Annotated in this window: 17 protein-coding genes and 1 other annotated feature; of the genes, 2 read left to right on the top strand and 15 right to left on the bottom strand. The window is 42.0% G+C overall.

Features of this window, described 5'->3' with window-relative positions:
* The 4 genes from LI074_RS08010 to ileS all read right to left on the bottom strand — a co-directional run.
* A partial coding sequence (locus tag LI074_RS08010) for a hypothetical protein (RefSeq protein WP_331463697.1) occupies window positions 1-3,568 on the bottom strand: 3,568 nt, incomplete at its 3' end.
* 307 nt (window positions 3,569-3,875) lie between these two features.
* The gene (locus tag LI074_RS08005) at window positions 3,876-4,817 is read right to left on the bottom strand and encodes a hypothetical protein (protein WP_118611140.1); all 942 of its coding nucleotides are present in this window, start codon (window positions 4,815-4,817) and stop codon (window positions 3,876-3,878) included.
* A 384-nt stretch (window positions 4,818-5,201) separates the two neighbouring features.
* Window positions 5,202-7,664, bottom strand: a complete 2,463-nt coding sequence (locus LI074_RS08000; RefSeq protein WP_173706409.1) for a glycogen/starch/alpha-glucan phosphorylase — start codon at window positions 7,662-7,664, stop codon at window positions 5,202-5,204.
* Window positions 7,665-7,985: 321 nt separating this feature from the next.
* Window positions 7,986-11,141 carry an isoleucine--tRNA ligase gene (ileS, locus tag LI074_RS07995; protein WP_173706408.1) on the bottom strand — a complete coding sequence of 1,052 codons (3,156 nt, stop codon included), beginning with the start codon at window positions 11,139-11,141 and terminating at the stop codon, window positions 7,986-7,988.
* Between the two features lie 130 nt (window positions 11,142-11,271).
* Window positions 11,272-11,507 (bottom strand) — a binding site (T-box leader).
* A gap of 325 nt (window positions 11,508-11,832) precedes the next feature.
* Here ileS and LI074_RS18160 point away from each other — a divergent pair.
* Window positions 11,833-11,958, top strand: coding sequence for a DUF6783 domain-containing protein (locus tag LI074_RS18160; protein WP_420314199.1), 126 nt, complete (start codon window positions 11,833-11,835; stop codon window positions 11,956-11,958).
* Window positions 11,959-11,974: 16 nt separating this feature from the next.
* Window positions 11,975-13,210, top strand: a complete 1,236-nt coding sequence (locus tag LI074_RS07990) for a D-alanyl-D-alanine carboxypeptidase family protein (protein ID WP_026649906.1) — start codon at window positions 11,975-11,977, stop codon at window positions 13,208-13,210.
* On the opposite strand, the gene LI074_RS07985 is transcribed toward LI074_RS07990, so the two are convergent.
* The 11 genes from LI074_RS07985 to greA all read right to left on the bottom strand — a co-directional run bounded on the left by LI074_RS07985 (window position 13,181) and on the right by greA (window position 26,363).
* Window positions 13,181-14,140 (bottom strand): 3'-5' exonuclease, encoded by a 960-nt coding sequence (locus LI074_RS07985; RefSeq protein ID WP_008707772.1) that lies wholly within the window; start codon window positions 14,138-14,140, stop codon window positions 13,181-13,183. The two genes, LI074_RS07990 and LI074_RS07985, sit on opposite strands and share 30 nt — an antisense overlap.
* Before the next feature lie 60 nt (window positions 14,141-14,200).
* Entirely contained in the window at window positions 14,201-15,325 is a 1,125-nt protein-coding gene (locus tag LI074_RS07980) for a DUF362 domain-containing protein (protein ID WP_008707773.1), read from the bottom strand.
* A gap of 89 nt (window positions 15,326-15,414) precedes the next feature.
* Complete coding sequence (locus LI074_RS07975; RefSeq protein ID WP_020993319.1) at window positions 15,415-15,660, bottom strand: DUF1292 domain-containing protein; 246 nt, start codon at window positions 15,658-15,660, stop codon at window positions 15,415-15,417.
* Between the two features lie 233 nt (window positions 15,661-15,893).
* Window positions 15,894-17,576: a phospho-sugar mutase gene (locus LI074_RS07970; protein WP_008707777.1), complete on the bottom strand. Its 1,683-nt coding sequence runs from the start codon at window positions 17,574-17,576 to the stop codon at window positions 15,894-15,896.
* Window positions 17,577-17,676: 100 nt separating this feature from the next.
* The gene (locus LI074_RS07965) at window positions 17,677-18,564 is read right to left on the bottom strand and encodes an ABC transporter permease (RefSeq protein WP_008707779.1); all 888 of its coding nucleotides are present in this window, start codon (window positions 18,562-18,564) and stop codon (window positions 17,677-17,679) included.
* Entirely contained in the window at window positions 18,561-19,565 is a 1,005-nt protein-coding gene (locus LI074_RS07960) for an ABC transporter permease (RefSeq protein WP_008707781.1), read from the bottom strand. The genes LI074_RS07965 and LI074_RS07960 overlap by 4 nt, the downstream gene beginning before the upstream one ends.
* Complete coding sequence (locus LI074_RS07955; RefSeq protein ID WP_020993320.1) at window positions 19,565-20,476, bottom strand: ATP-binding cassette domain-containing protein; 912 nt, start codon at window positions 20,474-20,476, stop codon at window positions 19,565-19,567. Before LI074_RS07955 ends, LI074_RS07960 begins: the two co-directional genes overlap by 1 nt.
* Window positions 20,469-21,482 (bottom strand): ABC transporter ATP-binding protein, encoded by a 1,014-nt coding sequence (locus tag LI074_RS07950; protein WP_008707784.1) that lies wholly within the window; start codon window positions 21,480-21,482, stop codon window positions 20,469-20,471. Before LI074_RS07950 ends, LI074_RS07955 begins: the two co-directional genes overlap by 8 nt.
* Before the next feature lie 146 nt (window positions 21,483-21,628).
* On the bottom strand, window positions 21,629-23,170 hold the full coding sequence (locus LI074_RS07945) for an ABC transporter substrate-binding protein (protein WP_008707786.1): 1,542 nt from the start codon (window positions 23,168-23,170) through the stop codon (window positions 21,629-21,631).
* 274 nt (window positions 23,171-23,444) lie between these two features.
* Entirely contained in the window at window positions 23,445-25,481 is a 2,037-nt protein-coding gene (lysS, locus tag LI074_RS07940; RefSeq protein WP_008707788.1) for a lysine--tRNA ligase, read from the bottom strand.
* 399 nt (window positions 25,482-25,880) lie between these two features.
* Window positions 25,881-26,363: a transcription elongation factor GreA gene (gene greA / locus LI074_RS07935; RefSeq protein WP_008707789.1), complete on the bottom strand. Its 483-nt coding sequence runs from the start codon at window positions 26,361-26,363 to the stop codon at window positions 25,881-25,883.
* Between the last annotated feature and the right edge of the window lie 127 nt (window positions 26,364-26,490).

Genomic DNA, 26,490 nt, shown 5'->3' with positions numbered 1-26,490 from the left:
CGTCACGTTTCCAAGCGTGGCAGTATGCGTAGTAGGTTCCCTGCTGTACATATTTGAATGTAGTAGAAGTCTGAACCTGATTCTTGTTTACGGAATCGTAGTCTTTGTTTGTGATGCAGTCGCGGTCTGTAGAGATTACATAGTCGTAACCTGCAGCACCTTCGGAATCACCGGAAAGGATAGCAGTTGCTTTGTTGCCAACAACTTTAACGCTGCTAATCATTGGAGCAGCTGGTTTCTGATCCTGTGTTGCTGCATCTACAGTCTTAGAACCAGTGTAGTTCTTACTGTCTTTCTTAGCTGTTACAGTAACTTTACCGTCTTTCTTTTCTACAGTATATTCAGATGTTTCAACATCAACACGACCGCATTTAACAGTAACTTTGTCACCATCTACAGTTACATTTGCGTTTGCAAGATTGAATTTATCAATTCCCCAATTTTTAGAAACAGTTCCGTCTGTTCTGTAGCCGTTCTTTCCTACAACTTTTACTGTTAAGGATTTAGTAGTAGTAACTTTTGTACGATCATCATTAGCACCATACTCAAGTTCATAATCTGTTCCTTCTACAAGAGTTTTTCCACCAACATTTACAACAACAACTGGTTTAACAGGAAGTCCTCCGGCATATACACCGTTAGCTACTGAAATATTAGAATCTTTAATAGTTAATGTTCCAATTTCAAATCTTTCAGCGTAGATAACATTTTCAATTTTATTACCTTCAGCGTCTGTATATACACCATTAGTTACACCTGTAGTACTATCTGTATAATTTCCGCCATATGTGCCTTTAGCAATTGCAAGAACAACACCATACTGTTTTTGGCCAGAAGAATCTTTTTTACCGTATGTATTATCTACATATTTGATTTCATAATCTGTTCCCTCTGTTAAAGTACCAACAGATTCCCAGTTGCTATTATCATATTTTTTAACTTTTGTATTAGCAGTATCAAATACAGTCTTTGCAGGTGTATAAGCGGTACCATCATATGTATGAGAAAGATTGTCTATTTTTAAACCATTTGCATCATAGAATTTGAAGTCACCGTTTTCAAGCATCTGGCCTGTAATCTTGAATGTGATAGTTTTTGTTCCGGTAAAGTTTCCGTTCTTTGGTGTCAAGGTAATAGTACCTTCACCCATTGCAACATTCTCACCATATGTTACTGTAAAGTTATCTTTTACATTGATTGCAACATTATTTAGTGTAGCTGCAGTAACTGGCGGCTGGATGCTGTATCCGGTGTATGTCTGGCTTCCTACAGATGCAACAAGTTTGGAAGCATCGGCAGCTTCTATGGTAAATGTAATGCTAGCATCTGTTTTAGATGTAAATGTACCATCTGTACCAGTAATAACCATTGTTGCTGTACCAGCATTAACGTTATTTGTCAGAGATTTAATCTTATATTCTGTTGGGTTGATAACTCTGCCATCTACAACTACATCAAAATCAGGTTTAATTGCAGCACCTGTATAAGTATAAGCTGTCTTTTTGAGTTTGATATTTTCTGATTTTAAAGTTGTTTTTGTGATAGTAGAAGAATAGATTGCATCTTCACCATCTTTTACAATGAAGTTTGTATTTTTCAGATACTTATGACCATTTTTAGTAGTCGTTTTCAATACAACTTTTACTTTACCGTCTACTTCTCCAGTTGTTGTATCAGTATCATCGCTAGTTGTAAATTTATATTTTTCAACTACATAATCTGTACCTTCAGTCAAAGCAAATTCTTTTCCGTTGGCATTTTTTGCCTTAACAACAAGACCCATTGCATCTTTATAATCGGAAGGTGTTGTAGTGTCTTTTTTCTCTACATATTTGCTTACAGTAACAGTTTTTGTATCTACAACGGCTGGATTGATTGTGAAAGTATAAGTTTTTGTACTTCCAACATAGCTACCAAGACCTACAATTGTTACGGTTCCGACACCGGCATCAATGTTTTTACCAAATTCAATCTTATAATCAACATCTTTTACAAGATTATGTGTTCCAGTAGTTGCTCCATTAACATCTGTGATGCTAACAGTACCTAACTTACTTAAATCTTTAGTAATCTGCTCGCCAGTATATTCTTCAGCCTGCTCTGCATAAGACTGACCGCTAAATTTTGCTGTTGAAAGAGAACTTGCTGCAACAGATAATTTTGCTGTTGTAGATCCCTCAACGTTTGTATTATTTGTAGCTGGAGAAACTGTTACATCATGAACTCCCTGTGTTGTTGCAGTAGATGTAATCACTACATCACCTGCTAATTTTAATACTTCACCAGTTGTTTTATCTGTATATGTTGCAACTGAAGGTGCAACTGTTACAATTGCTCCATTCTGATAAGCCTGTTCCGGAATAGAAACATTTACAGTGCTTAAATCACGTTTTGTAATAGAAAAGCTATTAGTTGGCTTAAGTGTAAGATCACCACTAATAGTGTAATTTTTATATTTACTTTCATCTGGTGTTGCAATTGGGAATGTTAAATCAGCATCTCCAGCTTTTCCAGTATTAAACTGAGTGCCGGCTTTGATATATTTTTCTCCTCTAATATAAATTACATCTTCCCCTTTAATATAAGAAGAAAGGTCAACACCGGATTTTTTATCTACAATTTTTACATCAGTATTTTTAAGTACAATATCATTTCCTGTATATGGCTTGGATGTAGTTACGAATGTTGCCTCTAAATAATTGGAAACATTCTCTGCTGTTAAATCTAAAGGAGAAATAGTATAATTAATTACAACGCTACCAGCATAACCAGCTTTTGTTGTGGTAAGATATACATTGACACCTTTAGTTGTAACATTTACAGTATCACCTTCTGTACTTCCGATAACAAAGTCAGAGGCAGTAAAAATAACATTATTATTAGCATCTTTGATATTTGCAAGGTTAGCAAAGTTAATATCATCTACGGTTGGAACAATAGCTTCCCCTGTATATATCTTTTTGAAAGAAGATTTCAAACTAAGTTTTGTATTGTCATCTTTCATATTGATAACATCACTCAGCTGTTTTGGCTGTACTTTAAAAGAATCAGATGTCCAACTCCATACTACACTATTATCTTTCTTTGCATATACAAAAAGTGTAATATCTTTTCCGCTCTGGGCGGCATCTGGTGTATATTCTACTGTTCCATTTGAAAATGGAGCTTCAGTAGTAATCTGCCCATCATTGTCTTTCCATACATAGTAATAATCTACATTATCAGTATTATCATCTTTTTTCGTTACAGTTACAGTAGTAGAAACTTTATTGCCCCATACAATGCCACCATTTGTAACACCTGTAAAATCTGTAGCTGTAATATCAAATCCTGTACCGTTTGTTGTAGCTTTTGCAGCTGTAGTATCAGTAGTATCTTCTACAACTGGAGCAGCATCATCAGAGAATGTTTCAGCAGCCGGAGCTTCAGTCTCAACAGCAGTATCTGTACCATCACTGAACTCAGCAGCCCATACCGGCACATTAGAAGTGGCAAGCATTGCAACAACAAGTGACATACTTAATGTCTTTTTTGCCATGCCCTTCTTTGTGTTTTTAATCTTTGTCATGATTATAGTTCCCCTTTCCTTAATATAACTATTTCTTTTTGGGTAAAGATTCCTAGACATAATCTGTCTGTTATGGTTAATAATAGTGCTTTCACCACTTTTTGTCAAGGGTAATGCTCAAGAATTTTACGATTTTTTTAAATTTCATACACTTCAAAAGCATTTATTTTCCTTGATTTTTCATGCTAAAAATCTATAATTTGTTACAAATGTGGTGAGTTGTTCGTTCTAATCACAAGATGATGTATCAACCCCTGTATGGTCAAATGGCAGAGAACCCTCTATAATTCTCTGCCATTTTCTCATTTTATAACTGTTGTTCTTTTTTTATTCTTTCAACCTGCTCAATCGGCATCTGTGTATCTGCAGCGATTTCTTCCAATGTACTTTTGCCTCTTTTCAGCATACAGATTACTATTTTTTCTTTCGTCTCTGTTTTCACTTCTTCTTTCACTTCCGCTTTCACTTCTTCTTTCACGTCTTGCCTTATTTCATTTATCAGCTTATCTGTTTTCAGCTCTAATACTTCTCCGCCCATGGCTCGGTCAACTCCCTTCTTTGTTTTTTCTGAATCTGAGAAAATGTAGTCTGCAATTTTTATGATTACTTCCACAAGGTAACGATGCAGTGCTTCTTTTCCGTTTTCAAGCAGACTTTCTTCCAGTCTTCTGGATATTGTCACATATTCATCCAGCAATTTCTGAAGTTTTTCTGGATCTTTCTCTATATCTTCTCTGCTTTTTTCATATCTTATCACATAAAATGGCAGGAAAAAGAGTAGTTTCTTCTGAAAGATTACATCCTGTGTATATCTTTCTATGTAAATAGCCGGCAACTCATATTTTATTACCCGCCCATCCGGCATGATAATATCCATTCCAAGAGTATCTTTTCTGCCTTTTCCACGTAAATATAATACACAGGAATGAGGAAAATATATTTTGTACCGTCCATTCTCAATCTGCTTTGTTTCCAGACTGACAGCAAAATCATATTCTATCATTCGGATTACCATTTCTGCATCTCCGGTGCTCTGACATTCTATATGATAGATCTTGTCTGCTATTTTTAACCGGGAATCTGTAATCTTTTCTCCGTTCTTTGTCTGGTGTTCGTTTCTCTGCTGCTCAACTGCTATATCTGCGGGATAATTTGTGCCAAATACCTCGTTGATCAGCGGCACTACAAGCTCTGGCATTTTCTCCAGCATTGTTCTGAAAACATTATCAAATATGGTGTTATTTGCCATCTGATACACCTTTCCTGGCTGTTAGTTATCGTTCGCTTTTGTATTTTGATTATGTTTTCGGACGTATTCTTATTTCCAGATGCTTCGCATCTATGAAATTTTATCTTTTGTGCAAAGTGTTTTTGTTTTCGATCACCCTCTTTGCACTCTGTTTTGTATTTTCTATTGTAACAGATGCCTTCTCATTTTTCCAGTCAAATCTATGTTTTCAAGAACTTTTTGTTCCTTTATATTATATGTCTGTACGCAAAATTTTCCCGCACAAATGAATTAATGTATTATGTCACTACTGTAGCAAAAAGCCCCTGCAATACAGTCCTGATAACTGTACTGCCAGGGGCTTTATTTTTACTCAGAAGCAATTACTTCTATAAATATAGCGTATTATTTCTTTCTGACAATAACCTTATCCAGATGCCAGATATCATCTACATATTCCTGGATAGTTCTGTCGGATGTGAATTTACCGCTGCATGCTGTGTTGAGGAGTGCTTTCTTAGCCCAGCCTTTTTCATCTCTGTATGCTGCTTCTACGCGTTTCTGTGCGTCTGCATAGGAACGGAAGTCTGCGAGGATGAAGTAGCGGTCTGCTCTGTCTGTGTTCTTTGTATTGAGAAGTGAATCGTACAGGTCACGGAAGAGTTCTGTATCATTGGAGAAGGTTCCGTTGATGAGCTGCATCAGTACCTGACGGATTTCTTCATCTGTATTGTAGATTACGTTTGGATCGTATCCGCCGTTGTTTTCGTAGTTGATTACTTCGTCGGAGCTTAAACCGAAGATGAATGCGTTTTCTGCGCCAACTTCTTCTACGATCTCTACGTTAGCACCGTCCATTGTTCCAAGTGTAGGAGCACCATTGAGCATGAATTTCATGTTACCTGTACCGGATGCCTCTTTACTTGCTGTGGAGATCTGCTCGGAAACGTCTGCTGCTGCGAAGATCCACTCAGCGTTGGATACTCTGTAGTTTTCGATGAATACAACTTTGATCTTGCCGTTGATGGAAGCGTCGTTGTTTACTACGTCTGCTACGGAGTTGATGAGTTTGATGATCTTCTTGGCTGTTGCGTAACCTGCGGATGCTTTTGCACCGAAGATGAATGTTCTTGGATAGAATTCCATTTCCGGATGCATCTTAATCTGGTTGTACAGATAGATAACATGCAGGATGTTCAGGAGCTGACGTTTGTACTCGTGAAGTCTCTTAACCTGTACATCGAAGATGGAGTGCGGGTCTACTTCTACGCCATTGTGCTCAAGGATGTATTTAGCCAGACGCTCTTTGTTCTTGAACTTAATGTTCATGAATTCCTGGAGTGCTTTTTCATCATCTGCGTAAACTGCAAGTTTCTTTAACTGCGGAAGGTCTGTGATCCAGTCCGGTCCGATATGCTCTGTGATCCAGTCTGCAAGGAGTGGATTTGCGTGGAGCAGGAAACGTCTCTGAGTGATACCGTTTGTCTTGTTGTTGAATTTCTCAGGCATCATTTCATAGAAGTCTTTTAATTCCTGATTCTTCAGGATTTCTGTATGAAGGCGTGCAACACCGTTTACAGAATAGCCTGCTGCGATTGCAAGGTGAGCCATCTTAACCTGTCCATCGTAGATAATTGCCATCTTTTTGATCTTCTCGTAATTTCCCGGATATTTTGCCTGGATCTCAAGGATGAAACGACGATTGATCTCTTCGATGATCTGGTATACACGCGGAAGCAGTCTGGAGAAGAGCTCGATCGGCCATTTCTCAAGTGCTTCGGACATGATAGTATGGTTTGTGTAAGCAACAGATTTGGTTGTTACTTCCCATGCTTCATCCCATCCGAGTCCTTCTTCGTCCATGAGTATACGCATTAACTCTGCTACTGCTACAGTCGGATGTGTATCATTCATCTGGAAGGTTACTTTTTCATATAATTTATGGATATCGCCATGTTTCTTTTTATATTTGGCAATTGCTGCCTGGAGGCTTGCAGATACAAAGAAGTACTGCTGTTTCAGTCTCAGCTCTTTACCTGCATAGTGGTTGTCGTTCGGGTAAAGAACTTCTACGATATTGCGGGCAAGGTTCTCCTGCTCTACAGCTTTCTTGTAATCACCCTTGTCAAAGGAATCAAGCTCGAAGTCTACGATCGGCTCTGCATCCCAGATACGAAGTGTGTTTACTACATCATTATTATATCCTGTGATCGGCATATCATAAGGAATGGCTTTTACCGCCTGATATCCTTCATGGATAAATTTGCTTCCGCCCTTTTCAGGATCGTACTCTACTCTTACATATCCGCCGAAGTGTACTTCCTTGGCATATTCCGGACGACGCAGTTCGAATGGGTAGCCGTTCTTTAACCAGTTATCCGGTACCTCGATCTGATAACCGTTCTGGATTTTCTGTTTGAACATTCCGTAGTGGTAACGGATTCCGCAGCCATATGCTGCGTAATTTAAAGTTGCGAGAGAATCAAGGAAGCATGCAGCCAGTCTTCCCAGACCACCGTTTCCAAGTGCCGGATCCGGTTCCTGATCTTCGATACAGTTAAGGTCAAATCCCAGTTCTTCGAGAGCTTCTTTTACTTCACCGTAAGCGCAAAGGTTGATCAGGTTGTTTCCGAGAGCACGTCCCATCAGGAATTCCATGGACATATAGTATACGATCTTCGGATCCTGTTCGTCATAAGCTTTCTGTGTTGCAAGCCAGTTATCAATGATAACATCTTTTACAGAGTAGCTTACTGCCTGAAAAATCTGCTCCTGTGTAGCTTCTTCAATTGTTTTTCGATAGAGGAATTTTACGTTGTCTTTTACGCTTTTCTTGAATGCCTCTTTCTTGAACATTTCGTTTGTCATTTCATACCTCCCGTAATGGTTTCACTGTTCACTTTATTCTCAGCAATACACCCTGCGGATATTGCCGGTGAACCTCTTCATTCCGTCAACTCTTCTGTTTTCTCATATCAGAGAAATTGGGGGCAAAGAATCTCTGCCTCCAATTTCCTCTCTGAAATCAGACTGTCAAAGATAATGATACTCTTTTTTCGACAGTCTGTCATGTGTATAATTGCCGAAATTTATAACATTTTTTTATCGTGCATTGCGAAAGTAGTATATTTCCTGTGAAATACCTGTAACTTATCATTACCTTGTCAGTAATTGACCGAATGTTGTCAATTACAGTTTCTTAACACCCATAGTTACTGCTTCTTTGTTGATGTTCCACTCTTTCACATAACCATCGGTCTCGCCAAGTACCATTTCGTCTGCAAGTACTTCTGACTTGATCTCATCTTCGTGTGTTTTCATGACATCCTGGATCTTGTCGTTTCCGTGAGCGTATACTACGATCTTGTCCATAACTTCGAAGCCAGCTTCTTTTCTCATGGTCTGGATCTTGCTGATGATCTCACGTACAAATCCTTCTTCGATCAGTTCAGGTGTCAGGTTTGTATCCAGGACTACGGATGTTTCACCGTCAGATTCAGATACATAACCCTCTGTCTGTGCTGTTTCAATAAGAAGGTCTTCTTCTGTAAGCTCTACATCGTTTCCGTTGATATCCAGTTTCAGGACACCGTTGGTTCTCAACTCGTTCATTGCTGCTGTTCCATTGATGTCTGTGAGAGCCTGTCTGATTCCTCCAAGGAGTTTACCGTATTTCGGTCCTACTGTACGAAGCTGCGGTTTGAAGCTGTAGGAGATAAAGGATTCTACATCATCTGCGAATTTTACTTCTTTGACATTCAGTTCGTCTGCGATGATGTCAGTGTAGAATTCACTCATTTTCTTCTCAGCTTTTACATACATGGTTCCGATCGGCTGACGGTTCTTGATGTTTGCTGTATTTCTGCAGGCACGTCCCAGAACTACGATCTCCAGAAGCTCTTTCATGTCTGCTTCCAGATCTTTGTCGATCCATGCTTCGTTTACAGTTGGGAAGTCGCAGAGATGGATACTCTCCGGAGCATCTTTATCCACGCTTCTTACCAGGTTCTGATAGATGTCTTCTGTCATGAACGGGATCATCGGAGCAGCTGTCTTGGCGATGGTTACCAGTGCATGGTACAGAGTCATGTAAGCATTGATCTTATCCTGCTCCATTCCCTTTGCCCAGAAACGTTCGCGGCTTCTTCTTACATACCAGTTACTCATTTCATCTACGAATTCCTGAAGTGCTCTTGCTGCTTCCGGGATCTTGTAGTTAGCCAGATCATTGTCTACAGCCTGAACAGTTGTGTTTAATCTGCTGAGGAGCCATTTGTCCATAACAGGAAGCTGGTCATAGTTCAGTTCATATTTGGTCGGGTCGAAGTTGTCGATGTCTGCATATAATACGAAGAATGCGTAAGTATTCCACAGTGTACTCATGAATTTACGCTGTCCTTCCACAACTGCCTTGCCATGGAAACGGTTCGGAAGCCATGGAGCACTGTTGATGTAGAAGTACCATCTGATGGCATCTGCGCCGTATTTGTTCAGTGCATCGAATGGATCAACTGCATTTCCTTTGGACTTACTCATCTTCTGTCCGTTCTCATCCTGGACATGTCCCAGAACGATTACGTTCTTGTATGGTGCTTTGTTGAAGAGCAGTGTGGATTCTGCAAGGAGTGAGTAGAACCATCCACGGGTCTGGTCTACTGCCTCGGAGATAAAGTTTGCAGGGAACTGCTGCTCAAATAATTCTTTGTTTTCAAATGGATAATGATGCTGTGCGAAAGGCATTGCTCCTGAGTCGAACCAGCAGTCAATAACCTCCGGTACACGATGCATTTCTCCACCGCACTCCGGACACTTCAGTGTAATCTCATCAATGTATGGGCGGTGAAGCTCTACTGTCTTGGCTCTCTCATCACCGCTCATCTCGAATAACTCCTGACGGCTTCCGATGGAATGCATATGTCCGCATTCACACTGCCAGATGTTCAGTGGAGTTCCCCAGTAACGGTTACGGCTGATACCCCAGTCCTGAACGTTTTCAAGCCAGTCGCCGAAACGTCCTTTACCGATGCTCTCAGGGATCCAGTTGATTGTATTGTTATTTCTGATCAGGTCATCCTTAACTGCTGTCATCTTGATGAACCAGGATTCTCTTGCATAGTAGATCAGTGGTGTGTCACATCTCCAGCAGTGTGGATAATCATGCTCGAATTTCGGAGCATCGAAGAGCTTGCCTTCTTTGTCCAGATCTGTGAGGACCATAGGATCTGCTTTCTTTACGAAAACGCCTGCGTATGGTGTCTCTTTTGTCAGGTTACCCTGTCCGTCTACGAACTGTACGAATGGCAGTTCATAGTTACGTCCGATTCTGCTGTCGTCTTCACCGAATGCAGGTGCGATGTGAACGATACCTGTACCATCACTCATAGTAACGTAGTTATCACAGGTTACGAAATGAGCTTTCTTTTTCTGTTTTGCTGCTGCCTCTCCTGCACATGCGAAAAGCGGCTCGTATGCTTTGTATTCCAGGTCTGTTCCTTTGTAGGTTTCCAGAACTTCATATGCTTTCTCGCCTTCTTCTTTTGCAAGTTTGCCAAGGACTTTGTCAAGGAGTGCTTCTGCCATATAATAGGTATATCCGTCTGCTGCCTTTACTTTGCAGTAAGTCTCATCCGGGTTTACGCAGAGTGCAACGTTGGACGGAAGTGTCCATGGTGTTGTTGTCCATGCAAGGAAGTATGCATCTTCACCAACAACCTTGAATCTTACAACTGCGGAGCGCTCTTTTACAGTTTTGTATCCCTGGGATACTTCCTGTGCGGAAAGAGGGGTACCGCATCTTGGACAGTAAGGAACGATCTTGAAGCCTTTATACAGAAGCTTCTTGTTCCAGATTTCTTTTAATGCCCACCATTCGGATTCAATATAATCGTCATAGTAAGTTACGTATGGATGTTCCATATCAGCCCAGAAACCAACAGTAGAGGAGAAATCCTCCCACATTCCTTTATATTTCCAGACGCTTTCCTTACACTGTTTAATGAATGGCTCCATACCGTATTCTTCGATCTGCTCTTTGCCATCCAGACCAAGTTTCTTCTCTACTTCCAGCTCTACCGGAAGTCCGTGAGTATCCCATCCTGCTTTACGCGGAACCATGTAGCCCTTCATTGTACGGTATCTCGGGATCATATCCTTGATAACGCGGGTAAGTACATGGCCGATGTGCGGTTTACCGTTTGCAGTAGGCGGTCCGTCGTAGAATGTATAGGTTTCTCCCTCTTTTCTGTTCTCCATACTTTTCTCAAAGATATGGTTTTCTTTCCAGAATTCTTCTACTTTTTTTTCACGGTCTACAAAGTTTAAGTTCGTATCAACTTTCTGGTACACAGTAATTTACCTCCTGTTTAAATTATTTGTATCAGACACCTGAAAATATGCAGGACGTTTATATACGCTGAAAAATATTTCCGGTGTCCTTTAAGAACGAAAATAAGCCCATAAAAAAATCGCCCTTTTGTAAAAGGACGAAGGTTTATTGACGTTCGCTATACCACCTGTTACATTGTACGGGCATCCTCTGCCGATACATGAATCTTTTAACGGGGATTTCCGTCAGCTCTTACCTGTCTGTACACCCTTCAGAGCTGCAACTCCGGAGTGATCTTCACTGCATTTACTCACCACCGGGCTCACACCCTCCCCGGTTCGCTGTCTGCTTTCCCCTGCAGTTACTCTCTCCATCAACGTTTTTGTGGACATATCATTTATTTAACTATGCGGATTCATTATAAGGTCACAAAATTCACTGTGTCAAGTATTTTTTTGAATATTAGGGTAATCCTGTTACTGTTTAATAACACTGGTTACTGTCAAACTCCCGAACAGTAACACACTGTTAACATACTATCATATAAATTTTACACAGGCATTGTAATTAATGATATAATAAGGTAGAATATTTTGTCCGAACGTCATTTAAAACAATGAACCAGTACATCGTTTCGTAAATAACTATACCAATCGCGTAGGATGCGGATTCGAGTGTGCAGGTCTAAAAACGCAGGCGTAGCGGGCTACGCTGAGGCTTTTAGACCTGTGCAACCGAATTCGAACAAAATATACCGCAAAGTGGGGCGTGCAGATTGCGGGAATGATTTTTCAGACACGCTCTAGGATATGGAAAGCAACTACTATGTATATTTAATGAAGGGTAATTTCAAATGTTTAAAACAAAATTTCATAAATTAATGAAACGTTTCCTCACCGGAATGCTTTGTGCAGGGATTCTGACCTCCCAGCCTGCAGTCACTTACGCTGCCGAGACCTCTGCCACTCCTGAAGCCGGTCATTCAGAAACCTATTCACAGGCCTCAGATATCGATTCTGTCAAAGGATGGCCCACCGGTCCTAATATCGAGGGACAGTCCGCAGTGCTGATGGATGCAGTCACTGATACTATTCTTTATTCCAAGAATGCCAAAGATAAGCTATATCCCGCCAGTATCACTAAGATCATGACCGCTCTTCTGGCCTGTGAATATCTGAATATGGACGATACGATCACCATGTCGCAGGAAGCGGCTTATGGGATTGAGGCCGGAAGCTCCAGCATTTACGCAGAAACAGGAGAGGTTTTCACAGTAGAGCAGGCCCTGATGGCTCTGATGCTGGAATCCGCCAATGAGATGGCTCTTGCTCTGGCAGAAAAAACAAGCGGTTCTGTAAAGAAGTTTGTTGAACTGATGAACCAGAGGGCAGCTCAGCTTGGCTGTAAGAACACCCATTTTAATAATCCAAATGGTCTTCCGGATGAGACGCATTATACCACCGCAGGTGATATGATGAAGATTGCAAAGGCAGCCTGGTATAATCCCAGATTCCGTAAATTTGTGACCACACAGGTTTATGAGATTCCTCCGACTAATAAGCAGTCTGAAACCCGTTATCTTCTCAATCACCATAAGATGATGCCCGGACAGTCTTATGCATACGATGGGGTTCTGGGAGGAAAGACCGGATACACCGATGCAGCGGGAAGTACGCTTGTCACCTATGCCAAGAGAGGAAATTCCATTCTCATTGCAGTTGTGCTGAATTCTACAAACGGTGCTTTTCCTGACACAACTTCTCTGCTGGATTACGGCTTCGACAATTTTGAAAAAGTAGACTTGAATATAGATACCGATCCGGTACCGGCAGTATTTCTCCCATGCGAAAAGCACCTGTTAAAGGACTGGAATAATCTGTGTTCCTTCTATTATATGAGGCATGTGTACGTAACTGTCCCCACAGGAACCGATGTGAGCCAGCTTGTAAAGAAGCAGAAACTTCTGAACAATTCTGTCGGTCCAAAGCGAATTAAAAGTAAATATTATTCAGACGGCCATATGGTCGGATATGGAATGCAATATGAAAAGGAGATCCTTTCAGATCTCCTTCTCAACGCTTCTTTTTAGTTTTCGCCTGAGGCGGAGGACTTCTTTTCTTTCACGAAGTTCTTCCGCTTCTTCTGTATCTGTGAAACGCAATGTCTTCACAGCGAAATATTTCTCATCTTCTGTTTTTCGGATGCGGATCTTGCCTCTTATCAGTCCATGTTCTTCACAATTGGATATGCTGTAATAAACCTTTGGATTATTCATAAACCATCGGAGTTTGCGCTTTGCAGGCAGATGACAGACCGGACATCTGGTGCTGGTCACCTCGCGGTCTTTCATGATTCGCTCTCTTGTGGCAAATTCTCTGGATACATATTTATCATGATCCGGATAGGAAATATGTATCTCGTCTTTTTTCTTCTTTGGATTCTGGTAAACATCCAGTGACGGATGATTGATGATGATTATGTTATTTATTTTCTCCAGAACTTTCGCTGTATACCAGGCATCTGCAAGCGCCCGGTGAAATCCCCTGGATTTCTCTATTTTCAGCTCATCGATCGCATGCTCCAATGCACACCTGTGTGTACCGTCATCATAACTGATACTGTATAGTTTCTGCACATCATAATAGGTAACAGGTCCGGGAAGCAGATCCAGCAGGCCATAGAACTTCATATTTCTCTGAAGTTCCATCACGTCCTGATTTCCCCAGGTAAAAAAGTACCAGTCTTCTCCGCACCAGTCAATAAATTCCCTGACTGCCTGCTCAAAGGGCACTCCTTTCATAAGATCTTTATAATCTACATGAATTACCTCATGGATGCTGTCATGAATCCATTTATAGACCTGTGGTTTGATCAGTCGGTGAAAATGATCCGTTATTTCTTTTTTGCTGTTTACTTTTACAGCCCCAATCTCGATAATCTCAAATGGAAGCCTGTCGTTACGTGTTTTCTTTCCCGAAGGATTCTGATTCCATTCCAGGTCAAAGACAATATAGTTCATTCATCCGGTCCTTTTTGTTTATTACTTTTTCGCATTTATTTTCCACTGCTGATAGACATATTATTTCACAATCTTCAGTTCATACTGTCTGGTTCCCAGACCAATCTTCTCTGCCTGATCCAGTGTTGCCTGCCATTCAATGTTCGGGTTGGAATCTTTGAAATGGTCGTGGTGGCAATGCCAGTCAGGTTTTGCCAGATGTTCTCCAAGCTGGCTGTTCTCGATCGGAGTTGCTTTCAGACAGGCATCTGCGCAGGCCTGGTCCAGAGCAACCGGGTCAAAGCTTGCAAACATTCCGATATCAGGAAGGATTGGTGCATCATTTTCGCCATGGCAGTCACAGTTCGGGCTGATATCCTGAACAAGTGCTACATGGAAATGCGGACGGCCATGACAGACTGCCTGTGCATATTCTGCCATCTTACGGTCAAGAAGTTCATTCGCACTGCTGTTTGGATTGTATACTGCATCAAAACCGCAGGCTCCGATACAACGGCCACAGCCTTTACATTTATCATAATCAATGACTGCTTTTTTATTCGGATATGTAATCGCATCACTTCCGCACTCTTTCGCACAGCGACGGCATCCGCGGCAGAGTTCTTCATTTACTGCAGGTTTTCCGCTGGCATGCTGTTTCATCTTACCTGCGCGGCTTCCGCATCCCATTCCGATATTCTTCAGTGCACCGCCGAAGCCGGTTGCTTCATGTCCTTTGAAGTGGCTTAAGCTGATAAAAATATCTGCATCCATGATCGCATGTCCGATCAGTGCAGTCTGACAATATTCACCGTTAACTACCGGTACTTCTACTTCGTCTGTACCGCGTAAGCCATCACCGATGATGATCTGGCATCCTGTTGAAATGCTGTTAAATCCGTTGAGATTTGCGCACTCCAGATGCTCCAGTGCATTCTTACGGCTTCCCGGATAAAGAGTGTTGCAGTCTGTGAGGAACGGAAGTCCTCCCTGCTCTTTACAGAGATCAGCTACTGTTTTTGCGTAATTCGGGCGCAGGAAAGCCAGATTGCCAAGTTCTCCGAAATGCATTTTAATAGCCACGAATTTTCCATCCATATCAATGTCTTTGATTCCGGCTGTAACGCAGAGTTTCTTCAATTTATCAAGCTGGCTGGTGCCAACCGGACATCTGAAATCAGTAAAATAAACGGTTGATTTTTCCATCGTTTTTCCTCCTGTTTTTATTGATCAAAATTTGATTTTCTTTTTTATTTTATCACAAGATGCAGGTTCTTTTCGAGATATTTTTTTGCTTACATCTGTTCGTAAAATTTTGTCACCCTTTTGTATTCTGCAGGCAAAGTGATCTGCTCTACCACAACATCTCCATCTTCTGCATTGTGGTAACGGTAAATGTAAACGCCTTCCTGGATCTCATCTCCTTCGATCAGAGAAACTGCCAGATATCCCTGTCCTTCAAATTCAAAGGTATCCATGATTGCAAAATCCCGTTCTGTTCCGTCAGATACCGGAATGCTGATTACTTCATATTCTTCCATAGTATGTTTTCCTTTCATTCATAAGCAGTCTTATTCTTATTTTCGCTGTTTTTTATTGTAGCAAAGAGTGTTAATTATATCAATCCTATTTAACCGAATCAAGTAAGTCGTTACTGTTCACTCCGTTCACAGTAACAGTAAGGCCCCTGCGGGTTACAAAAAGAAAGACTGCACCTCCAATGAGCACAGCCTTTCCGGTTTGGTATATTTTATTCAGTTCTGCTTACAATTGCTTATGCCATAATCGGTTTTAATGCTTCTGCAAGCTTTTCTTTCTCAGCTTCTGCCTCTTCCAGATTCTTGCCGAGAGTTGTGTAATAGATTTTGATCTTTGGTTCTGTTCCGGATGGGCGGACAACTACTGTCTCGCCGTTATCCAGCTTGTAGATCAGTACGTTTGCTGCAGGAAGTCCTGTTTCTTCCGGTTTCTGGTAATCTGTTACTTTTACTATAGTATGACCTGCGATCTCTGTGAGAGGTTTGTCACGAAGTCCCTGCATCAGAGCTGACATCTTATCCATTCCGCTTAATCCCGGGAATTCGAAGCTGTCTACTTTATTCAGGTAACGTCCGTACTGTGCATAGATCTCTTCCATTCTCTGTTTCAGGGAACTTCCTATACTTCTGTAATATGCAGCCATTTCACAGATCAGCATAGATCCGATAACAGCATCCTTGTCACGTACATATGGTCCTGCAAGGTATCCGTAGCTCTCTTCAAATCCGAAGATAAATCTGTCTACTTCATCTGCTGCTTCAAGCTGTGCGATCTGATCGCCGATCCACTTGAATCCTGTAAGTACGCTTCTGAGTTCTACTCCATAGTGCTCTGCCACTGCATCTGCAAGTGGTGTGGAAACAATGGATTTCACTGCTACCGGGTTCTTTGGCATTGTGCCTTTTTCAATGCGGCCTGCACAGATATAGTCAAGAAGGAGTACACCTACCTCATTACCTGTTACCAGTTCATAGGAACCATCCGGGCATTTCATTGCGATACCAACACGGTCTGCATCCGGATCAGTTGCAAGCATTAAGTCTGCACCTGTTTCTTTTGCGAGATTTAATCCAAGCTCCAGAGCTGCAAAGATTTCCGGGTTCGGATAGCTGCAGGTTGTGAAGTATCCGTTCGGATATTCCTGTTCCGGAACGATTGTGATATCTGTGATTCCGATATCTTTTAATACCTGAGTTACAGGTACAAGTCCTGATCCGTTTAACGGGCTGTAAACCAGTTTCAGTCCTGCTGTCTTGCAGAGACCCGGACGAACCTGACGGGATTCGATAGCTTCATAGAGAGCCTGCTTGCAGTCATCTCCTACAAAACGAATCTTTCCCTGTTCTACGCCTTCTGCGAAGGACATATATTTCGCACCTGTAAGTACGTCTGTTTTCTGGATCTCTTCATATACAATGGCAGCTGCATCGTCTGTCATCTGGCATCCGTCAGGACCGTATGCTTTGTATCCGTTGTACTTAGCCGGGTTGTGGGATGCTGTTACCATAATACCTGCATTGCATTCATAGTAACGTGTTGCAAAGGAAAGTGCAGGTACAGGCATCAGTGCGTCATAAATTCTGACATTGATATCATTTGCCGCCAGTACGCCTGCTGCTGTTTTTGCAAATACATCACTCTTAAGACGGCTGTCATAGCTGATGGCTACTGTCTGATTACCGCCCTGTGTTTTTACCCAGTTCGCAAGTCCCTGTGTTGCCTGGCGAACTACATAAATATTCATACGGTTGGTTCCGGCTCCAAGTACTCCGCGAAGTCCGGCAGTTCCGAATTTCAGCGCTACTGCGAAACGATCTTTGATCTCTTCGTCATTTCCTTCGATTTTGGATAATTCCGGATTAAGATCCGCATCCTGCAGATCTGCTGCCAACCAACGTTTGTATTCTTCCTGATACATTTTGACCACTCCTGCCTTATTTTTTAGATTTTTTAAGATATTTCCATAATATCATAAATCAGACAAATCAGCAACAAGACAGCGAGATTTCAATCAAATTTTAAAAATTACTTTCTTTTCTGTTTGTCCGCTCTCTGCAGGCGTTTCCTATATTGGTCAGGCAGAGCACTGTGGTGATCAGGAAAAGTCCGGGGATCAGAATGATCCACCAGGAACCTGTCATTAATGCCTTATCTGACAGAGACAGCATACTTCCCCATGTGATAACCTCTATGGGAAGTCCAATGCCCATAAAGCTTAAAGTAGCTTCAGAGATCATTGCAGTTCTTACATTCATGACTACCATAAACATAATGGATGAGAAAAAGTTCGGCACCAGATGCTTCCACAAAATACGGAAGAATCCCGCTCCCATACATCTTGCAGCGATGATATACTCACTGTTTCGTATCTGCCGTACCTCTGTGCGTACTACTTTCGCAATACTGGTCCAGCTGGTCACACCGATCACAAAGGACAGACTCAGGATATTTGCATCTCCCATAATAGCCTGCAGCAAAATGATCAGGAGCAGAGTTGGTATACTTAAGAATATTTCTGTAAATCTCATGATCAGTTCATCAAGCCAGGCAGGTGCCACTCCACTGAAGGCACCGACTACCACTGCAATAAAAGTAGAAATAACTGTGGCTAATCCACCGATCAAGATCGAGATTCTTCCTCCATACCAAATCATGGAAAAAATATCCCTTCCCATAGTATCTGTTCCAAAAAGGAACTCCCTGTCAGGAGCTTTATTATAGTTTAACAGATCCATATAAGCAGGATCCTTTGTCATGATCAGTTCCGCACACAGGCAGCCCAGTACGATAAGAATCAGGATTGCTGCTGAAACAACGGGTTTTCCCTGATACCACTTTTTCTTTGATTTGGGAATTACGGTTTCTGTCTTTCTGTTTCCTGCCAGTTCAAATAAATGATTGGTCATCCTTCTACTACCTCCGATTTCTCGGTTATTACTTCATCCTTCATACGGGGATCTATCTGTTCATTAATAGTCTGACTGACGATATTACAGAAAATAACCAGGATTCCTGACATCATACAAAGCAGCATCAGCAGATTGTAATCATGATATCTGGCACTCTCATAGGACAGAGCTCCGATTCCGGGATAAGAGAATACACTTTCTACCACATAGGTTCCTCCAAGTACATGGGGGACTGCAATGGCCATAATACTCAGATAAGCAGGCATTACATTTCGGACACAATGTCTGAACATAAGCTTTTTCTTATCCAGGCCTTTTGCCTTTGCCAAAAGTACATAATCTGCGCGAACCTCTTCAAGGATCTTATTTCGGATCATGTAAGCATAATACCATAAATGCTCCATGACCACGATGGTCAGAGGCATGATCAGATGCAGCACTCTGTCACCGATATCTCCTGCATTTCCTGTACTGTAAGCTCCACTGCTTGGCAGGATCTTAAGATTTACGGAAAAAACAAGGATCAGGACCAGAGCCATCCAAAACTCAGGAATACAACTGGATATGGTTCCCAGCTTACACAGGATCCGGTCTGCCAGCCGGTTTTCGTACCAGGCACACAGGATTCCCAGGAGCAAGGCTCCGGCAAACATAATGATAAATCCGATTCCTCCAAGTACAAGTGTATTGCCAATACGGCCGCCGATCACTTCTACCACATCCTGTTTATATTTAAATGAAATTCCAAATTCTCCATGAAAGGCATTTTTTACCCACTTCACATACTGCACAGAAATCGGTTCGTTCAATCCCAGTTTTCCCATAGCCCATTCACGTTCTTCCGGACTCATCTTCTCTGTACGGTCACCATAATAGGAGATCAGCGGATCTCCCGGTGCAAGACGGGCTACATAAAATACAGCTACAGACAATATAAATACTGAGATCAGGAATATCAGGCATTTTTTACCATAGTAGACTAACTTTTTTTGTCTCATTATATACTGCACCCCTTTCCTTCAGCCGGAAGCATTGCAAAATGTCCGGGTGACACTTCTGTCCACACGCTGTTTTCCATTCCTTCGCCATCATAGTACTGCAGAACTCTTTTTCTCTCCCTGATCGGGTCAGGAACAGGAATTGCAGACAGCAATGTTTTTGTATAAGGATGCACCGGATTGGAATACAATTCTTCTGATGGCGCCAGTTCTACCAGTTTTCCATGATACATAACTCCCACACGGTCACAGAGATACTCAACCATAGCCAGGTCATGAGCTATAAACAGAAATGTAAATCCATGCTCCTCCTGCAGATGACGGAACAGATTGACGATCTGTGCCTGTATGGACACATCCAGGGAAGCTATCGGTTCATCAGCCACCAGAAATTCCGGTTCCATACACAGAGATCTGGCTATGGCCACTCGCTGTCTCTGTCCCCCTGATAATTCAGATGGATAACGGTCCAGGAAACTGTTCTCAAGTCCTACATATTCCATCTGAAAAGCAGCTTCCTTCACAAAGCTTCCTCTCGGAGGTGTGATATGCTGGATTCTCATTGGTTCCGTAATAATATCTGACACCTTCATTTTCTGGTTCAGACTGGATGCGGAATCCTGAAATATCATCTGGCGGCGGGTCTGCAGCATTTTTTTATGCTTTTTGAATTCCTTTTTGTCGCAGATATTTACATCTTTATACCAGATTTCTCCCTGAGCCGGCTGATATATATTCATCAGACATCTGGCAACTGTGGACTTTCCTGAACCAGATTCCCCTACCAGACCAAAGATCTCACCTTTATGGATCTGAAATGAGACATCATCTACAGCCTTTACCTTGATCTTTTTTGTCAGATGAAACTGCTGAGTCAGATGCCTGACATCCAATAAAATTTCTTTACTCATGGACGATTCCTCCCACAGGTGATTTGATCTGCGGTGCTCTTGGATCCAGCAGCCAGGTTGCCGCATAATGAGTATCTGTTATCTTAAACATAGGCGGCATTTCTTCATAATCAATATTCAGGGCATATTCGTTTCTACATGCAAAAGCATCACCTTTCGGCGGATCTATCAAAGCAGGAGGCATGCCGGGGATAGTGTACAGGCTTTCTTTTCCATTTGCAAATGCAGGCAGTGATCTCATCAGCCCCCATGTATATGGATGTCTGGGATCATAATACACTTCCTCTACTGTACCGATCTCTACGATCTTGCCTGCATACATGACTGCTACTCTGTCTGCCACACGTGCAACCACTCCCAGATCATGGGATACCAGTATGGTAGCTGTTCCAAGCTTCATCTGTATTTCCCGCAGAAGATCCAGGATCTGTGCCTGTATGGTCACATCCAATGCAGTAGTTGGTTCATCTGCAAATAAAATATCCGGATCTGCTGCCAGAGCAATGGCCATAACACATCTCTGACGCATTCCTCCGGAGAACTGCCAGGGATACTGATGATATCGTTCCTTTGGATGGGAGATACCTACCAGTTCCATAAGCTCCAGAACCTTCTTATTTACCTGTTCCTTCGTGTAATTCTTATTGTGGATCACCACTGCTTCCCCAATCTGTTTTCCAATTTTAATAGTTGGATTCAGGGATGTCATAGGATCCTGAAAGATCATAGCAAAAACTCTTCCACGCAGTTTCTGCATCTCCCTTTCCCTGTAACAGGTGATATCCTGTCCGTTCACACAGATGCTGCCCTCTTTAATCTTTGCACTTGGCGGCAAAAGCTTCATGATACTTTTGCAAAGCACACTCTTCCCGCATCCGGATTCTCCAACTATAGCCAGCACCTCTCCCCTTTTTAATGAAAAAGACACATCTCTTACTGCCTGGACTTCTCCGGCAGGACCGTCAATGCTGACTGAAAGATTTTTAACCTCTAATAAATGTTCCATTTTTAATCCTTTTTCCGCTCGTGTAAAAAGGGGGGCACCTTTAGTGCCCCCGTCACAACCTTTATCTTTTTTATGATGTTAGAGTCAAAGGTCTTATGGTGCAAGCATGAATGGCTTTTTGACCTTTTGACCCTGATATCATTTTATTATTCAATAGTCCAGTCTGCTACATTCCAGAAGATTCCAACTCCATGATGTCCCATAATTGTATCAGGATCGATTCCTTTAATATTGCTGTCAGCAACATAGTTGGCATCAATATAGCAGATCATTGCATAAGCCGGATCCTCTGCCAGAGCTTTCTGGAAATTAGCATAGGCTTCTGCACGAACTTCCGGATCAGCTGACTGTCTTGCTTCTGTCAGATACTTGTCAACGTCTGCATTAGAATAGCCGGAGTAGTTTGCTCCCTTATCTGTTCCGAATACTTTGTATGTATGGTCGTCAGCGTCAAATGGGCTTCCCCATCCGATCAGGAATGCCATCTGTCCTGCCCAGTCTGTCTGTGCAGGGATCTCTACTGATACATCCATGCCGATCTCTTTCAGTTCCTGTGCTGCGATCTGAGCCATATCAATACGTACCTGATCTCCTGCACTTACGCTGATTACAAATCCCACTTTTTCGCCGTCACGATAATAGAATCCGTCATCACCCATCTCGCATCCTGCAGCTTCCAGAATTTCTTTTGCTTTTTCAGGATTGTAATCATAATGCTCTACATCTTCATAATTGTAGATATTTCTCTGAAGAGGTCCATAAGCCGGCATTCCCTGTCCAAGGAGAACTGCGTCGATGATCGCCTGACGGTCAAGTCCATAGCATACTGCCGGGATCAGATCACGGTTTTTCTGCCAGTATTCATTTCCAAAGTTAAACATGATTCCACGATAGTCAGAAGTCTTCATATCGTAGCATGTATATGCCTCATCATCTGCAAAAGCAGCTGCATCCTTTGGTGTTAATAACGCCAGATCAAGTTCTCCGGATTTTAACTGAAGTGCTTTCGCATTGTCATCCGGTACGATCTTGAATACAACTTTATCAATGGAAGGCTCACCCTTAAAATAGTCTTCGTTCTTAACCAGTGTGATCGCCTGTCCCTCATCCCAGGATTCGATCTTGTATGGACCTGTTCCTACCGGATTACGGAAGAAATCAGAGGTCTGCATATCTTCTCCCTCAAGCAAATGCTTAGGAAGAACTGCCATTGTCATATAGTCAAGGAATGCAACGTTTTTGTCCTCAAGCTTGAACGCAACCGTATGATCATCAATCACATTGATTTCCTCTACGTCCTCGTAGTTGGGTGCATTCTCAGAACCGTTTTCCGGATCCATGATCGCTTCGATAGTAAATTTAACATCCTCTGCTGTCACAGGTTCGCCGTCCTGCCACTTGGCATCTTCTGCCATATGGAATGTATAAGTATTGGTTTCATCATCAAAATCCCAGCTCTCTGCCAGTCCCGGAACTACCTGATTATCTCCGTCATGTGCAGTTAAACCGTTGAAGATCAGAATATTGATCTCTCCATGTTCATCCATAGCAGGATTGATCCTGGTATAATCTCCGCTTCCGTATACCAGTGTTGTTTCTTCCTCTGCCAGTACAGGCACTGTTGTTCCGGCACTGACCAGTGATACAGTCAGAAGCACTCCGGCCATTGTCAATAAACCCTTTTTCATTTCATGTTCCCTCGCTTTTTCTTTATTGGTAACTGGCTTTTATGATATCAGACAATTCTGACATCAGTAAGCCCTGCAGGGGGATATTGACATATTCCTTTTTGTGCCTTATATATGCCATATATGGCATACCTGAAGCAGTATCATTACTCTCCATCGCAGTGCGATCCTGCCCGGAGTGTTATTTATGTTATAGGAACATTACAGAGTAATTTCCTATAATATAAATAACACTCCGCCTTTAGTATTTCACTAAAAGCGAAGTGTCCTGATATTAATATAATTTTGCACCAGCCGGAATATGGTCATCTACCATCAGAAGATGAAGTTTTTCTTCGCCCTCTTCTTCATGGATTGCACTAAGTAACATTCCACAAGATTCAATTCCCATCATTGCTCTAGGTGGCAGATTTGTGATAGCTATAAGTGTCTTACCTACCAGTTCTTCTGGTTCGTAGAATGCGTGAATACCGCTTAAAATGGTACGTTCTACGCCTGTTCCATCATCCAGAGTAAACTGTAAAAGTTTCTTTGACTTCGGCACTGCGACACACTCTTTTACCTTTACTGCACGGAAATCGGACTTGCTGAAAGTCTCAAAATCTACCTCATCTTTGAACAATGGTTCGATTTCTACCTTTGAAAAATCAATCTTCTCAACTGGCTTTTCTGAAACTGTTTTAGCCTGCGCAACGTTGTTTGCTTCGTTCTTAGCAGCGCCCTGGGACTTCATTGTCGGGAACAGCAGTACGTCACGGATTGCCTGGCTGTCTGTAAGCAGCATAACCAGACGATCGATTCCGTATCCGATACCACCTGTAGGCGGCATACCGATCTCCAGTGCATTCAGGAAGTCTTCATCTGTGTGGTTCGCTTCCTCATCTCCTGCGTCAGCAAGAGCATCCTGTGCTTTGAAACGCTCTCTCTGGTCAATCGGGTCATTGAGCTCGGAATATGCGTTACACATTTCCCATGTATTAATGAACAGCTCGAAACGCTCTACCTTATTCGGATCAGAAGGTTTCTTCTTTGTCAGCGGAGAAATCTCGATCGGATGATCCATGATAAATGTTGGCTGGATCAGTTCTTTTTCACAGTATTCCTCGAAGAACAGGTTGATGATATCACCCTTCTTATGACGTTCTTCATATTCAATATGATGCTCATCTGCAAGCTTCTTAGCTGCTTCATCATCTGCAACTTCATCAAAGTCAATTCCTGCATATTTCTTGATCGCATCATTCATGGTCAGACGTTCAAAAGGTTTGCTGAGGTCGATCTCGATACCATTGTAGGAAATCTTCGCAGAACCACAAACCTTCTCTGCCAGATAACGGAACATAGACTCAGTCAGTTCCATCATGCCTTCATAATCTGTATATGCCTGATAAAGCTCCATCAGAGTAAACTCCGGATTATGACGGGTATCTACACCTTCATTACGGAATACACGTCCGATCTCATAAACTCTCTCAAGACCACCAACAATCAGTCTCTTCAGATAAAGCTCAAGAGAAATACGAAGCTTAACATCTTCGTTCAGTGCATTATAATGAGTTTCAAACGGTCTTGCTGCAGCACCGCCTGCATTTGCAACCAGCATCGGAGTTTCCACTTCCATGAAGTCACGGTCTGCAAGGAAGTTACGGATTTCTTTCAGAATCTGGGAACGTTTGATAAATACGTTCTTGCTGTCCTGATTCATGATAAGGTCTACATATCTCTGACGATAACGCATATCTGTATCTGTCAGTCCATGGAATTTCTCAGGAAGAATCTGTAAGCTCTTGGAAAGAAGAGTCATGCTTTCTGCATGGATAGAAATCTCACCTGTTCTTGTTCTGAATGCAAAACCTTCCAGTCCGAAGATATCACCGATATCGGATTTCTTAAAATCTGCATAAGAATCTGCTCCGATCGCATCTCTTGCTACATATACCTGAATATTTCCCTGTAAATCCTGGATATTGCAGAAAGAAGCCTTACCCATAACTCTCTTGAACATCATACGGCCTGCGATCGCTACGTGGATCGGGCTTGCGTCCATGATTTCTCTTCTCTCTTCGTAATCTTTCTTAACAGCTTCCTTTGCCTGTTCTTCATCAAGACCTGTTACATCTACTTCTGCACGATCTTTGAGAAGTTCTGCCTCATGTGCTTCATAAAGACTCTTCACTTCCATTGAGTGATGAGTCTGATTAAACTTTGTGATCTGAAATGGGTCTTTTCCATTAGCCTGAAGATCTGCCAGTTTATCGCGACGTACCTTCAGTAACTGGTTTAAATCCTGTTCCTGCTTCTGCTGTGCCACCTTGGTTCCTCCTTATATACTTGTATAATTATTATTTGTTCGTAACTGTTCAGTACCTTCACAGTTACGAGCCAAAATGCATTAAAAATCACCTGCGGTGATGGCATTTTGGCTTGTATGTCTCGGGATTTTGGTACTTACGTGCCAAAACACCTCGCGGGATAGTAGACTACTGAATAGTTACATTTATTCTACATTTCCATGTGATATCAGATGTAACAGAAGATTCCATTCAACAGAATCCTGTATTTTCAAATATCAATTTATCAGATATACAGACAAAAATAAGAAATAACAAACTTCTTATTGTCTTCTTATTATCTGCTTATATAGTCAGAGAAAGGTGCGCGTTATGCCTTTGCATGATAAATCTCTACGCGCACCTCAGTCATCTGTCTCTTATACGTTTCTCTGGATCTCCAGAACTTTGTATTTCATGATTCCTGCCGGCATCTCTACTTCTACTACATCACCTGTATGCGCACCGATAAGTGCTTTTCCTACGGGAGATTCGTTGGAGATTTTGCCTTCAAGGCTGTTAGCCTCTGTGGAACCTACGATCTTCAGCTCGATGTCTTCTTCGAATTCAAAATCGTGTACTTTAACCTTACATCCAACGCTGATCTTGTCCAGATCTACTTCGTCCTCTACAACAACTTCAGCATTCTTTAAGATCTTCTCGATTTCTTCGATACGTGCTTCAATGTCTCTCTGTTCGTCTTTCGCTGCATCGTATTCCGCATTCTCAGATAAGTCGCCCTGTTCTCTGGCTTCCTTAATTTTCTCTGCTACTTCTTTTCTCTTTACTACCTTTAAATCATGCAGCTCTTCTTCTAATTTTTTAAGTCCTGCATAAGTTAGTAAGTTTTTCTTTTCTTCCATAATAACCTTACTCCCTTTCAACATCCGGTATAGTCTTCTGCGTTTCTTTTCGCCCCGGATCACTACATGGATTTATGTGCTTCCTGATACATCATACCTGAAAAAGGGCAGACTTATTCTAGGATAT

The organism is Blautia sp. MSK18_10 (assembly GCF_020553185.1).
GTDB classification, from domain to species: Bacteria; Bacillota; Clostridia; order Lachnospirales; family Lachnospiraceae; genus Blautia_A; species Blautia_A wexlerae.
Note: the sequence above shows the minus strand (reverse complement) of the source record. Positions and strands in the feature narration are given on the sequence as shown.

Coding starts and splice junctions, on each gene's coding strand:
- LI074_RS08005 (WP_118611140.1), bottom strand. CDS start 4,817: ATGGCAAATAACACCATATTTGATAATGTTTTCAGAACAATGCTGGAG.
- LI074_RS08000 (WP_173706409.1), bottom strand. CDS start 7,664: ATGACAAACGAAATGTTCAAGAAAGAGGCATTCAAGAAAAGCGTAAAA.
- LI074_RS07990 (WP_026649906.1), top strand. CDS start 11,975: ATGTTTAAAACAAAATTTCATAAATTAATGAAACGTTTCCTCACCGGA.
- LI074_RS07985 (WP_008707772.1), bottom strand. CDS start 14,140: ATGAACTATATTGTCTTTGACCTGGAATGGAATCAGAATCCTTCGGGA.
- LI074_RS07980 (WP_008707773.1), bottom strand. CDS start 15,325: ATGGAAAAATCAACCGTTTATTTTACTGATTTCAGATGTCCGGTTGGC.
- LI074_RS07975 (WP_020993319.1), bottom strand. CDS start 15,660: ATGGAAGAATATGAAGTAATCAGCATTCCGGTATCTGACGGAACAGAA.
- LI074_RS07970 (WP_008707777.1), bottom strand. CDS start 17,576: ATGTATCAGGAAGAATACAAACGTTGGTTGGCAGCAGATCTGCAGGAT.
- LI074_RS07965 (WP_008707779.1), bottom strand. CDS start 18,564: ATGACCAATCATTTATTTGAACTGGCAGGAAACAGAAAGACAGAAACC.
- LI074_RS07960 (WP_008707781.1), bottom strand. CDS start 19,565: ATGAGACAAAAAAAGTTAGTCTACTATGGTAAAAAATGCCTGATATTC.
- LI074_RS07955 (WP_020993320.1), bottom strand. CDS start 20,476: ATGAGTAAAGAAATTTTATTGGATGTCAGGCATCTGACTCAGCAGTTT.
- LI074_RS07950 (WP_008707784.1), bottom strand. CDS start 21,482: ATGGAACATTTATTAGAGGTTAAAAATCTTTCAGTCAGCATTGACGGT.
- LI074_RS07945 (WP_008707786.1), bottom strand. CDS start 23,170: ATGAAAAAGGGTTTATTGACAATGGCCGGAGTGCTTCTGACTGTATCA.
- greA (WP_008707789.1), bottom strand. CDS start 26,363: ATGGAAGAAAAGAAAAACTTACTAACTTATGCAGGACTTAAAAAATTA.